This window comes from Phyllobacterium sp. NPDC097923 (genome assembly GCF_044760925.1).
Taxonomy (GTDB): domain Bacteria; phylum Pseudomonadota; class Alphaproteobacteria; order Rhizobiales; family Rhizobiaceae; genus Phyllobacterium; species Phyllobacterium calauticae.
Genome location: NZ_JBIWBL010000003.1, coordinates 373,013 through 386,199, shown reverse-complemented (window position 1 = coordinate 386,199; position 13,187 = coordinate 373,013). Strand labels below are relative to the sequence as shown.

10 protein-coding genes are annotated in these 13,187 nt (G+C 62.6%); 8 read left to right on the top strand and 2 right to left on the bottom strand.

What is annotated here, in order from left to right; genetic code table 11:
- The first annotated feature begins 2 nt into the window (after positions 1-2).
- The gene (locus ACIQWS_RS17590; RefSeq protein WP_403182091.1) at positions 3-1,364 is read left to right on the top strand and encodes an FGGY-family carbohydrate kinase; all 1,362 of its coding nucleotides are present in this window, start codon (positions 3-5) and stop codon (positions 1,362-1,364) included.
- A gap of 47 nt (positions 1,365-1,411) precedes the next feature.
- Here ACIQWS_RS17590 and ACIQWS_RS17585 read toward each other — a convergent pair whose 3' ends face one another.
- Entirely contained in the window at positions 1,412-2,737 is a 1,326-nt protein-coding gene (locus ACIQWS_RS17585; protein ID WP_223614765.1) for a dicarboxylate/amino acid:cation symporter, read from the bottom strand.
- Positions 2,738-2,969: 232 nt separating this feature from the next.
- On the opposite strand from ACIQWS_RS17585, the gene ACIQWS_RS17580 reads away from it, so the two are divergent.
- Both ACIQWS_RS17580 and ACIQWS_RS17575 read left to right on the top strand, forming a co-directional pair.
- Positions 2,970-4,841 (top strand): ATP-binding protein, encoded by a 1,872-nt coding sequence (locus ACIQWS_RS17580; RefSeq protein WP_403182087.1) that lies wholly within the window; start codon positions 2,970-2,972, stop codon positions 4,839-4,841.
- Positions 4,842-4,843: 2 nt separating this feature from the next.
- On the top strand, positions 4,844-6,208 hold the full coding sequence (locus tag ACIQWS_RS17575) for a sigma-54 dependent transcriptional regulator (protein WP_346306886.1): 1,365 nt from the start codon (positions 4,844-4,846) through the stop codon (positions 6,206-6,208).
- On the opposite strand, the gene ACIQWS_RS17570 is transcribed toward ACIQWS_RS17575, so the two are convergent.
- Entirely contained in the window at positions 6,177-7,328 is a 1,152-nt protein-coding gene (locus ACIQWS_RS17570; RefSeq protein WP_403182082.1) for a LacI family DNA-binding transcriptional regulator, read from the bottom strand. The two genes, ACIQWS_RS17575 and ACIQWS_RS17570, sit on opposite strands and share 32 nt — an antisense overlap.
- Before the next feature lie 176 nt (positions 7,329-7,504).
- On the opposite strand from ACIQWS_RS17570, the gene ACIQWS_RS17565 reads away from it, so the two are divergent.
- From ACIQWS_RS17565 to ACIQWS_RS17545, 5 genes are all read left to right on the top strand, one after another.
- Entirely contained in the window at positions 7,505-8,485 is a 981-nt protein-coding gene (locus tag ACIQWS_RS17565) for an ABC transporter substrate-binding protein (protein WP_403182079.1), read from the top strand.
- Between the two features lie 103 nt (positions 8,486-8,588).
- Entirely contained in the window at positions 8,589-10,127 is a 1,539-nt protein-coding gene (locus ACIQWS_RS17560; RefSeq protein WP_403182076.1) for a sugar ABC transporter ATP-binding protein, read from the top strand.
- Complete coding sequence (locus ACIQWS_RS17555; RefSeq protein WP_403182072.1) at positions 10,124-11,125, top strand: ABC transporter permease; 1,002 nt, start codon at positions 10,124-10,126, stop codon at positions 11,123-11,125. Before ACIQWS_RS17560 ends, ACIQWS_RS17555 begins: the two co-directional genes overlap by 4 nt.
- Positions 11,122-12,099, top strand: coding sequence for an ABC transporter permease (locus ACIQWS_RS17550; RefSeq protein ID WP_403182069.1), 978 nt, complete (start codon positions 11,122-11,124; stop codon positions 12,097-12,099). Before ACIQWS_RS17555 ends, ACIQWS_RS17550 begins: the two co-directional genes overlap by 4 nt.
- 2 nt (positions 12,100-12,101) lie before the next feature.
- The gene (locus tag ACIQWS_RS17545; RefSeq protein WP_403182065.1) at positions 12,102-13,124 is read left to right on the top strand and encodes an aldose epimerase family protein; all 1,023 of its coding nucleotides are present in this window, start codon (positions 12,102-12,104) and stop codon (positions 13,122-13,124) included.
- Positions 13,125-13,187: the final 63 nt, after the last annotated feature.

Sequence of the window (13,187 nt, the reverse complement as noted above, 5' to 3'; positions counted from 1 at the left end):
GCATGGGCAAGCCGCGCCATATCGCTGTCATTGACGTCGGCAAGACCAACGCCAAAGTCGTCGTCGTTGACGCGGCGAGCGGCGTGGAACGTGCAGCACGCAGCACGCCCAACCGCGTGGTCACTGGCGGCCCCTATCCGCATTACGATATCGACGCCCTCTGGGCCTTTTTTCTGGCCTCACTGACGGAACTTGCCGCAACACCCGGCTTCGACGCGATATCCGTCACAGCCCATGGCGCAGCGGCAGCCCTGCTCGGAGACGACGGCCTGGCCATGCCCGTCATCGACTATGAACACAGCTATCCCGACGCGGTGCGCCGCGCCTATGCCGACCTGCGGCCGGACTTTGCCGAGACCGCCTCGCCCAATCTGGCCGGCGGACTGAATGTCGGCGCGCAAATCCATTACCAGAAGACGCAGTTTCCCGAACGGTTCCGGGATGTCAGAACCATCCTGACCTATGCGCAATATTGGGTGTGGCGGCTGACCGGCATTGCGGTCAATGAAGTGACGTCGCTCGGCTGCCATACGGATCTGTGGAATCCGCGGGAAGGTGATTATTCCAGCCTTGTCGACACGCTGGACCTGCGCCCGCTCCTGCCGCCGATCCGCCCAGCCTTCGATCATATCGGCGATGTGCTGCCCACTCTTCAACATCAGCTGGGCATCAGAAATCCTGTGCCGGTCTTTTGCGGCATTCACGATTCCAACGCGTCGCTGCTGCCGCATCTGATGACGCGCAGCTCGCCATTTTCCGTCGTCTCGACGGGCACGTGGGTGGTGCTGTTTGCCGTGGGCGGGCAGTTGGATCAGCTCGATCAGGCGCGTGACACGCTTGCCAATGTCGACGCCTATGGCAAGGCGGTGCCGTCAGCCCGTTTCATGGGTGGGCGGGAGTTTGACCTTTTGACGGGCGGCAATGCCGCCGCGCCCGATACCGCAACGCTCGACCGGGTCATCAGCGATCAGCTGATGCTCCTGCCAAGTCTCGTCAAGGGAACAGGGCCGTTTCCAGACCGGGAGGCCGTATGGCCGAACGGCGAGGCCCGGACACCGGCCGAACGCAATGCCGCCGCATCGCTCTACGCCGCGCTGATGACCCATGTCAGCCTCGGGCTGATCGGGGCTGAGGGCACCACGATGGTCGAAGGTCCCTTCGCCCGCAATGCGGTGTATCTGTCTGCCTTGCGCAGCCTGACAGGGCGTGACGTGGCGGCCCTGCCCGGTTCGACGGGAACCAGCCTTGGCGCCGCCCTTCTGGCGGGCGCGACAATCCCCGTGCAGGCAAAGACCGGAAACGTGCAGCCGCTCGACGCCGCATTCGACACCTATGCGGCGATATGGCGGGACCACCTCACATGAAAAAGGCGGGCCGAAGCCCGCCTTTCCCTTTCAGTAGTTACCGGCTGTCAGCCGGCATAGGCAAGGGCTTCGTCTTCGCTGACACCGCCATGCAGTGCGCGGTCAAGCTGACCCTTGTCCAGTTCACCTTCCCAGCGGGCGACAACGATTGTTGCGACCGCATTGCCGACGAGGTTGGTCAGCGCGCGGCATTCCGACATGAAGCGGTCGATGCCGAGGATCAGCGCCATGCCGGCGACCGGCACGGCCGGAACCACGGACAGCGTTGCCGCCAGCGTGATGAAGCCGGCACCGGTGATACCGGCAGCACCCTTGGAGCTGAGCATGGCCACCAGCAGCAGCAGAACCTGATCCGTCAGGGTCAGCGGTGTGTTGGTTGCCTGGGCAATGAACAGCGCAGCCAATGTCATGTAGATGTTGGTGCCGTCCAGGTTGAAGGAATAGCCGGTCGGGATGACGAGACCGACAACGGACTTCTTGCAGCCCGCCTTTTCCATTTTCGCCATCAGCGTCGGCAGGGCGGCTTCGGATGAGCTGGTGCCGAGAACGAGCAGCAGTTCTTCCTTGATGTAACGGATCAGGGCGAAAATCGAGAAGCCGTTGTAGCGGGCGACGGCACCGAGGATGATGACCACGAAGAGGATCGAGGTCAGGTAGAAGGTTCCGATGAGGAACAGCAGGTTGGCAACCGACGAAATGCCGTACTTGCCGATGGTGAACGCCATGGCGCCGAAGGCACCGATGGGGGCGGCCTTCATCAGAATGGCGACCAGCTTGAACACCGGTGCGGACAGCACGTGCAGGAAGTTGGTGACCGGCGCTGCGCGCTCGCCGACCATGGCCAGCGATACACCGAAGAGAACCGAGAAGAACAGCACCTGAAGAATGTCGCCGGAGGCAAAGGCACCGACGATCGTCGTCGGAATGATATTCTGCAGGAAGCCGATGACACTCTGTTCATGCGCCTGCTGCGTGTAGGTGGCGACCGAGGCCGGATCGAGCGTTGCCGGATTGATGTTCATGCCGGCACCGGGCTGCACGACATTTGCAACGATAAGGCCGACGATCAGCGCCAGTGTCGAGAAGGTGAGGAAGTAGATCATCGCCTTGCCGGCGACGCGGCCGACTTTCTGCAGATCGCTCATACCGGCGATGCCGGTCGTCACGGTCAGGAATATGACCGGAGCGATGATCATCTTCACCAGCTTGATGAAGGCATCGCCGAGCGGCTTCATGCTGGTGCCGACATCGGGATAATAGTGGCCAAGCGCGATGCCGATGGTGATGGCAACGATGACCTGGAAATACAGATGGGTATAGATAGGTTTCTTGACGCGCGGCTGCGGTGCTGCGCTGATGGTCACAGGACTCATGTCTTCCTCCATGGTGCGAGCCGCGTCTGGCAGAAACCCTGTCAGCCTCCCGGGCCCTTCTTGTTCTCGAGAACAACGCATGCGTTCTCTGGAAAGGCATAAGCAAGCACCGTGCCAATCTTGATCTATTTAATAATATATTGATTTTATTACATATTATTTTTAACCTTCGGGCGCAGGGTATAAAAGCGTGCGGAATTTCGCACAAATATATTGTCAATCGTGCGGATATATGCACAAATCAGCCATGGACCGCCCCTTGCCAAACGATGCCGATATGCTGCCCCGGACCGGGGGATTCAGCACCATGGGCAAAATCGTCTATGGCGCCCTGGCCGTTTTCATCATTCTCGGCGCCCTGCTGGCCGCCAATGACTACGGCCGCAACCGCGCCTATGTCGCGCTGGAAACCCGGGCGAGAAGCGCGGCGGAACTCAACGCCGTCCTGCTGCGGACCGTGCTGGAGAAGCAACGCTCCCTGCCCTTCGTCCTCTCGCAGGACCGCGACCTCATCAGCGCGCTGTCATCCCGCAGCGAAAGCATGCTGCATCTTGTCGACCGCAAGCTGGAAAGCCTGATCGAAGGCACGCACGCGTCCGTCATCTATCTCCTCGACGCAAAGGGCACGGCCCTGTCGGCCAGCAACTGGCAGGAACCGACCAGCTTTGTCGGCGTCGACTACAGTTTCCGCCCCTATTATCTGCGCGCACTCGCCAATGGCAGTGCCGAGCACTATGCGCTCGGCACGATCAGCAAACGGCCGGGCCTGTATATTTCGCGGCGCATCGACGGTCCGAACGGCCTGCTTGGCGTGATTGTCGTCAAGGTCGAGTTCGACGAACTGGAAGCCGACTGGCGCCGGAGCAGCGACCCGTCCTATGTCCTTGATCCGCGCGGCATCGTGCTGATCACCAGCTTTCCCGAATGGCGCTTCATGGCGCAGGCACCAATCCCGGCCGAACAGCTCGGCCCGATCCGGGAAAGCCTGCAGTTCGGCAATGCGCCGCTCGAACCTTTGAGCGTCGCGCCCGCCCTGACAACCGCGACGCCGGACAGGGTAACCGCCCAATTGCCGGGTTCCAGCCAGGACGCGGAATATGTCCGGGTCCGTGTTCCCGTGCCGACAACCAGCTGGACGCTGCAATTGCTGACCCCGGCCGGCGCGGCGGTGAGCGAAGCCATCCGCGCCGCGCAGCTCGCGGCCCTGGCGGTCATTGCGCCTGTCCTCGGCTTCACCGCGTTCTTCCTGCATCGCCGCGGCCTGGCGCTGCAGCGCCTGCAGGAGCAGGAACTGGCGCGCCGCGAACTGGAGCGCCGTGTGGCGGAACGCACCGAAGCGCTGAGCACCGCGCATGCCGAACTGGTGATGCAGGCGGAGGAGCGGCAGAAAACCGAAAACAAGCTGCAGACCGTGCAGCAGGAACTGGTGCAGGCCAACCGCCTTGCCATTCTCGGGCAGGTGACGGCGGGCGTTGCGCATGAGATCAACCAGCCCGTGGCGGCCATCCGCGCCTATGCCGACAATGCCGGGACGTTTCTGTCGCGCAATCAGATCGAACCGGCCAGGGAAAACCTGTCGGCCATCGCGGGCCTCACCGAACGCATCGGCAGCATCACCGATGAACTGCGCACCTTCTCGCGCAAGGGCACAGGCGATGCCGGTCCGGCAGATGTCAGCGACGTCATCGAAGGCGCGCTGCTGCTGCTCGGCAGCCGTTTCCGCCAGACCGTCGGCAAAATCACGACCGAGACGCCGCCGGCCGGACTGAAGGTGCATGGCAACCGCATCCGGCTCGAGCAGGTGCTGATCAATCTGATGCAGAACGCGCTGGAGGCAACCGAAGGTGGGCCATCCAGCCGGATCAGCGTCGGCTATGCCGTCGGCGACGACGAGGTGCAGCTGACCGTGGCCGATAACGGCCCCGGCATTCCGGATGACATCATGCAGGCGCTGTTTACCCCCTTCAACACCTCCAAGGACCGCGGGCTCGGGCTTGGCCTGGTCATCTGCCATGACATCGTCGCCGAGTATGGCGGACGCATCGAAGTGGACAGCAGCAGCGCCGGAACCCGATTCACCGTCCATCTCAAAAGGGTTGCCTGATCATGGGATTCCAGCCGCAAATCGCCTTTGTCGACGATGATGACGACCTGCGCAACGCCAACAGGCAGACGCTGGAACTTGCCGGGTTCAGCGTGATTCCGTTCGCCGATGCCATGAGTGCCCTGCGCTTCCTGACACCGGAATTCGCCGGCGTCGTCGTCAGCGATATCCGCATGCCGCATGTGGACGGGCTGGAATTTTTCCGGCGCCTGCGCGCGATGGACGCGGATCTGCCCGTCATCCTGATCACCGGGCATGGCGATATCGAAATGGCCGTCGAGGCCATGCAGGAAGGCGCCTACGACTTCATCGCCAAACCCTATCCGGCCGAGCGCCTCGTCCAGAGCATCCGCCGCGCCGCGGACAAGCGCCAGCTTGTCATGGAAAATCGCCAGCTGCGGCAATTCATGGAGGCCTCCGACGAAACGGTGCCGCTGATCGGCCAGACACCCGTGATGCAGAATCTGCGCAAGACGCTGCGTCATGTGGCCAATGCCGATGTGGATGTGCTGATTGCCGGCGAGACCGGCAGCGGCAAGGACGTGGCCGCCGGTCTCCTGCATGAATGGAGCCGTCGCAGGCAGGGCAATTTTGTCGCGCTCAATTGCGGCGCCCTGCCGGAATCGGTGATCGAGAGCGAGCTGTTCGGCCACGAGGCCGGAGCCTTCACCGGCGCGCAGAACAAGCGTATCGGGCGGATCGAACATGCCAGCGGCGGTACATTGTTCCTCGACGAGATCGAGAGCATGCCTTTGGCCACCCAGGTCAAACTGCTGCGCGTTCTGGAAATGCGGGAAATCACGCCGCTTGGCACCAATGAACACAGGCCCGTGGACCTGCGCGTCGTCGCCGCGGCAAAGGTCGATCTCGGCAGCCCCGAACAGCGGGCGAATTTCCGCGAGGATCTGTTCTACCGTCTCAATGTCGTCACGGTGTCGATACCGCCCCTGCGCGAGCGCAAGGAGGATATTCCGCTGCTGTTCACGCATTTCCTGCACCGCGCCGCCATCCGCTTCAAGACGGAACCGCAGGACATAAACGCGGCGATGCGCGCGCGGCTGATGGATCATGACTGGCCCGGCAATGTGCGCGAACTCGCGCATTTCGCCGAGCGGGTTGCGCTGGGTCTGGATGAAATGACCAGTGAACAGACGCCGTCGCAGACCAGCACGCTCACCCTGCCCGAGGCCATGGAACGCCATGAGGCAAGGCTCATCCGCGAGGCCCTGACGGGCAACAATGGCGATGTGAGGACAACGATCGAGGCCCTGGGCATTCCGCGCAAGACATTCTACGACAAGCTTCAGCGCCACGGCATCGACCGGGCTGATTATGTCAAAGGAAAGTCACCCCCGGACCAGATCTAGCGGATATCTGCCTGGTGCGCTCCGCCACCGAGAGACGCTCGACCAGCGGGCATTCGAGCTTGGTGATGGGGTAGCGCGTTTCGCTCCCCGGGGCATAGCTGTCGAGCTGTTCGATGGCCCAGCGGCCCATCGCCCGGTGCGGCAGAACGGATGTCGTCAATTGCGGGTGCAGGTGCCGTGATATTTCTTCATCGTCATAGCCGATGACCGAAATATCCTCCGGGATGCGGATGCCCGCTTCCTTCAACGCTTCGTAGCAGCCGATGGCGGTCCGGTCATTCTGGCAGAAAATGGCAGTGGGCCTGTCCTTCAGCGCCAGCAGCGTCTTCGTCGCCTTGTAGCCCGCGCTTGCCGACCAGTCGCCCTCAATCACCAGTTCCGGATCGAAGGGGATATCGGCGGTCGCCAGCGCCCGGCGATAACCGCGCAGCCGGTCCTTCGCCGCCTCCATCCACGGCTCGCCGGTGATGATGCCGATGCGCCGGTGGCCATGCTGGATCAGGTGGCGGGTCGAGTGCTGGCCGCCGGCAATCTCGCTCGGAACGACCGCCGGAAAAGCATAGTCGGCGGTATAGCAGTTGAGGAGCACCAGCGGGATATCGAGATTGTAGAGGTAATCCGGCAACGTCACCTCGCGGGTAAAGATCGCCATATAGATCAGCGCGGAAATCCCCTGCTCGCGCAGGGCGCGGATGGTGCGCGGCTCCATCTCGGGATCATTCAATGTCTGGGCAACCAGAATGATGTTGCCTGCATTCCACGAGGCCTGCCGCGCGCCCTCAATGGCAACGACCGCTTCGGGACTGGTTGCCAGCTGGTCGACCACGAAGCCGATCTTGCCGTCGACCGCAGGCGCATAGGCATCATGGCTGTCCAGGTGGGCAAAGTTGGGCGCGGCATAGCCGAGCGAGCGGGCAGCCTCGATCACGCGTTCGCGCGTTTCCGCCGCCAGCTTGATGCCCGGCGTCTTGTTGAGCACGAAGGAAACCGTTGCCTGCGAACAGCCGGCGATGCGCGCGATATCGGTCATCGTCACGCGCTTGTTGACGCGTTTGCGCCGGGCCGTGACCCGGACGGGCTTTTTCTTTTCAGTGGTCACATCATCCACTGTGTCATTCATTCGAAAACAGCCCTTTGCCACATGCAAGCACGGCTGAATCAATCAGACCGCTTGGGAATGATTATGCAGCGAAACACCGGCTAATCAACATAAATAATTATTGACTAATTTTTATAAATGAAGATGATCAGACCAGTGGAATTTCCACGCTCTGAATTTCTGGGAGGAAAATTCGTATGTCCATCACCCGTCGTACCCTATTGCTCACCTCGGCCGCCGGCCTCGTCGCCGCCATGGCTGCAGGCAGTGTTTTCGCCGCGTCGCCGCCGCTGAAGAAGAAAGACACCTACAAGGTCGGCTTCGCCCAGACGGAAAGCAACAATCCGTGGCGTCTGGCCCAGACGGCCAGCATGCAGGAAGAGGCCAAGAAGCGCGGCTGGCAGCTTGTCTACACGGATGCGGCAAGCTCCGCGGCCAAGCAGGTCGCCGACGTCAATTCGATGATCGCACAGGGCGTCGACCTGATTTTCCTGGCCCCGCGCGAGGAAAAGCCGCTGATTCCGGCGATCAAGGCCGCCAAGAGCGCCGGCATTCCGGTTATCCTGCTTGACCGCAGCGTCGATCCGTCCCTCGCCAAGGCCGGCGACGACTATGTAACCTTCATCGGCTCCAACTTCATCGAGGAAGGCCAGCGCATCGGCGAATGGCTGGTGGCCAATGCGAAGGGCAAGACCAAGATCATCGAACTGGAAGGCACGACCGGCTCCTCGCCGGCCAACGACCGCAAGAAGGGCTTTGACGACGTCATCGCCAAGCATTCGGATTTCTCGATCGTTGCCTCGCAGACCGGCGATTTTGCCCGTGACAAGGGCCGCCAGGTCGCCGAAACCCTGCTGCAGGCGCATCCCGACGCCAATGTCATCTACGCCCACAATGACGAAATGGCGATCGGCGCGATTTCCGCCATTGAAGCGGCAGGCAAGGTGCCCGGCAAGGACATCCTCGTCCTGTCGATCGATGGCGGCAAGGAAGCGGTCCAGGCCGTGGTCGACGGCAAGATTGCCGCGGTGGTCGAATGCAATCCGCGCTTCGGCCCCAAGGCCTACGATACGGCAGCCGCCTATGCCGCCGGGGAGAAAATCGCCCCGAAGATCATCAATCCGGACCAGTTCTACGATGCCGGCAATGCGGCAAAATTGTTGAGCTCCGCCTATTGATATCTGACGAAGCCAGCGCTTCCATGGAGCGCTGGCTTTTTCATGTCTGGTGCAACCCTGCATCCAGGCAAAAGCTCCGGATGATTTCAGAAACGGCTTTGCAATGGACACCGATATTCTTCTGTCGATGACAGGCATCGACAAGCGCTTTGCGGGTATCCCTGCCCTTTCCGCCGCCTCGTTCACCGTGGCCCGCGGCGAGGTGCATGCGCTGATCGGCCAGAACGGCGCGGGAAAATCGACGCTCATCAAGGTGCTGACCGGCTATCACCGGCGGGATGCGGGCGACGTGACGTTCGACGGCAAGCCGTTTGAAGTCGCCTCGCCGCAGCAGGCGCAGGCGAACGGCATCAGCACCATCTATCAGGAAATCAATCTGGTGCCCTACCGTTCCCTGACGGAGAACATCTGCCTTGGACGGGAGAAACGCCGCTACGGCCTGCTCGACTGGGCGAGCATGCACCGGGAGGCTGAAAACCTGTTGCAGCGCTTCAATATCCGGGTCGACGTGCGCCGTCCCCTGATGGAATTCAACACGGCAACCCAGCAGATGGTGGCCATTGCCCGCGCCATCGGGTTTTCCGCCAAGCTTGTCATCATGGATGAGCCGACCTCCTCGCTCGACGAGCGCGAAGTCGGCGTCCTCTTCAACGTCATCCGCCAGTTGAAACAGGACGGCGTTTCCGTGGTGTTCGTCAGCCACAAGCTGGATGAACTCTATGCGGTGTGCGACCGCGTGACGATCATGCGCGACGGCCGGACGATCAGGACCGCCCGCATGGATGGAATTGAAAAGATCGAGCTCGTCTCGTCCATGCTGGGGCGCAGCATTGAAAAGACCGAGGGCCACGCCACCGCCTTCACCGCGCGCGATGAAAAGAACATCGGCAAGGTCCTGCTGTCCGCCGATAATCTCGCTGTCGGGCAGATCGTTCAGGACGTCTCCTTCACCATCCGCAGCGGCGAGATTGCCGGTTTTGCCGGACTGCTCGGCGCGGGCCGCACCGAAACGGCGCGGCTGGTCTTCGGCATCGACCGCCTGAAGGCGGGTGCCATGACCTATGGCGACGAGACGTTCGAACCGCGACGGCCCTCCGACGCCATCGCCGCAGGCATGGGTTTCTGCACAGAAGACCGCAAGAGCGAAGGCATCGTGCCGGATATGAGCGTTGCGGAAAACATGATGCTGGCGCTGATGCCGAAACTCGCCAAATCCGGGGTGATCGACGAGAAGGCGCAGCAGGAGATCGTGAAACGTTTCATCAAACAGCTCGGCATCAAATGCTCCGGACCGGACCAGAAGGTGCGCGAGCTTTCCGGCGGCAATCAGCAGAAAGTCCTGCTTGGCCGCTGGCTGGCGATGAACCCGCGCCTGCTCATTCTCGACGAACCGACACGCGGCATCGATGTCGGTGCCAAGGGCGAAATCCAGTCGCTGATCAAATCGCTGGCGGACCAGGGACTGGCCGTGCTGATGATCTCCTCCGAGCTGGAAGAGGTCATCGAGGGCGCCGACCGGGTGTTTGTGCTGCGCGACGGTATCAGCGTCGCCGAATTCGGCCGCGCCGCCGCCACCGAAGATGCGCTCATGGGCGCCATGGCCCACGGCAACGCGCCCGCTGTCGAGGAGGCCCTGGCATGACCGGCACACCCCAAATGGCGCGCACGACAGCCCGGCGTTTCGATCCCTTCGACTTCCTCGCGCGCTACGGCACGCTGATCGCGCTGCTGCTGCTGATCCTGTTCAACCTGGTATTCACCCGCAATTTTGCAACGATACAGACGCTGAATGTAAACCTCACCCAGGTCTGCACCATCGTCATCGTTGCCGTCGGCATGACGCTGGTCATTGCAACAGGCGGCATCGACCTCTCCGTCGGGTCGCTCATGGCCATCTCGGGCGCCCTCGCCCCGATGATCTTCCTCGGCAAGATCATGCCCATCGGCAACATCTATCTCGCCGTTGCCGCTGCCATGCTCGTTTCCATCGCCGTTGCCGGGCTGTTCGGCCTGTTCAATGGCTGGCTCATCTCCGCCTTCCGCATCCAGCCCATCGTTGCCACGCTTGTTCTGTTCATTGCCGGGCGCGGCATCGCGCAGGTCATGACCAACGGCAATCTGCAGACATTCCGTGTGCCGCAGTTCCAGTTCATCGGGCTTGGCCGGGTGCTCGGCATTCCGGTGCAGGTCATCCTGATGCTGCTGATTGTCCTTGCCGCCGCGTGGATGCTGAAACGGACGGTGTTTGGCCGCCAGATCATCGCCATCGGCGGCAATGAGCGGGCGGCAGAACTGTCCGGCATTGCCGTCGCCAGGGTCAAGCTGCTGGTCTACGCCATCAGCGGCCTGTGCGCGGGACTGGCCGGGCTCGTCGTCATCGCCATCAATTCCTCCAGCGACGCCAATCTGGTCGGGCTCGGCATGGAGCTTGACGCCATCGCCGCGGTCGCCGTCGGCGGCACGCTGCTGAGCGGCGGCAAGGCCACCATCATCGGCACGCTCATCGGCGCCATGACGATCCAGCTGGTGCGCTACACGCTGCTCGCCAATGGCGTGCCCGATGCCGCCGCACTGGTGGTCAAGGCGGGGATCATCATCCTGGCCGTCTGGATCCAGCAGCAAGGCAGGGCGCACGCATGACCCGGACACGATGGATATCCCTGCTCGGCAGGTACGGCGTGGTGGTCGCGCTGCTGCTGCTCGTCCTGTTCGGCTGGCTGCGCTACGATTATTTCCTCGGCTTTTTCAACATATCGAGCGTGCTGCGCTACAATTCGATGTTCGCGCTGGTGGCGCTTGGCATGTGCTTCGTCATCATGACCGGCGGCATCGACCTCTCCGTGGGGTCGACCGCAGCGCTTGGCAGCGTGGTCGCCGCGCTCTTCAGCCCGCAGGGCGCATGGATCGGGCTTGGTGCCGGCGTCGGCGCCGGGCTCTGCGTCGGCCTCGTCAATGCCGCGCTGGTGACCCGGCTGAAGATCATGCCGTTCATCGCCACGCTCGCAACCATGCTGGCGGCCAGCGGCACCGCCCTGCTGCTCGCCGACAACCAGTCAGTTTCCGTCTCCTACGACAGCGGCTTTACCAGCATCGGCCAGGAAAACTTTTTCGGCTTCCCCATCCCGGCATGGATAGCGCTTGCCGCCTATATCGCCGGCTGGATCATCCTCAACTTCACCAGCACCGGACGCGGCGTGCTGGCCGTCGGCGGCAATGAGGATGCGACGCGGATGATGGGCCTGCCGGTCGGCCGGATCAAGTTCCTGGTCTATCTTGCCAGCGGCGGCCTTGCCGGTCTGGCCGGCGTCATCCTCGCCTCGCAGTTCGGCGCGGGCCAACCGATTGAGGGCGTCGGCTGGGAGCTTTTTGCCATTGCCGCCGTGGTCGTCGGCGGCACCCTTTTGACCGGCGGCGTCGGTTCGGTCGGGGCAACGCTGGCGGGTGTGCTGCTCCTCGGCATTCTCTTCAACGTTCTCAATTTCGAGAACGGCAAAGGCTGGATTTCGCTCTCCGCCTACTGGCAGTCGGTCATTCGCGGCCTGTTTCTGCTCATTGTCGTTGTCCTGCAGGCGAAGCTCGCCGCGCGCGGCAATACAGCCGTGCGGGACCACTGAGCGTGCGCGCGCTGCTCGGCCCCCAGCCATTCGGAATGTTCGCCGGGGAACCGGTGTTCCAGGCGACGATCCAGTCGCCATCCGGTGCGCTGGCGCATGTGCTGAACTGGGGCGCGGTTATCCGCGACCTGCACATCCCGCTGGCGGATGGCACGCCGCAACGGGTGGTGCTCGGCTTCGACCACTTCGACCCCTATCCCGTCCAGTCGCCCTATTTCGGCGCGCTGGTCGGGCGCTACGCCAACAGGATTGCCCGTGGTCGCTTTACCCTTGACGGCAGGGAATACCAGCTCGACCGCAATGAAGGTGGGAAACAGACCCTGCATGGCGGCGCGATGGGGACGTCACAGCGCCTGTGGACCATCGCCGACTGGAGCGCCTCGTCGGTCACGCTCGCCTTGCGGCTGCCCGACGGCGACCAGGGTTTCCCTGGGGCAATGAAGGTGCGCTGCACCTACCGCTTCACCGCGGATTCGACGCTGCACATGGACATCACGGCGACGACCGATGCGCCGACAGTCACCAGTTTCGCCCAGCACAGCTATTTCAATCTCGACGCGTCCGACGATATCCGCAGCCACCGGCTGCAGATTTTCGCCGACAGCTATACGCCGGTCGCGGGCGACCTCATTCCGACCGGCGACATCCTGCCGGTCGACGCAACGCCCTTCGAATTTCGCGCGTCGCGCCTGATCGGCGCGCAGCCGCCCGCGGCCTATGACCACAATTTTGTGCTGAGCGGCGCACTCAGGGATGGCCTGCGCCATGCCGCGTCCCTTGCCGCGGATAATGGCCTTGAACTGCAGGTTCATACCAGCGAACCCGGCCTGCAATTCTACGACGGCCGGATGATCGCCCCCGGACTGACCGGCCTTGGCGGCAGGCGCTACGGGCCGCATGCAGGCCTGTGCCTGGAGGCCCAGCACTTTCCCGACAGCCCCAACCAGCCGCATTTCCCCGGTACCGTGCTGCGTCCCGGCGAGACCTACCGGCAGCAGACGGAATTCCGCTTCTTGCAGATCTAGCCTGTTGCCAAGCGCCGTCTGCCGTCCTATGCCGGAACGCAAAGCAGCCGGATGAGGAGCGTT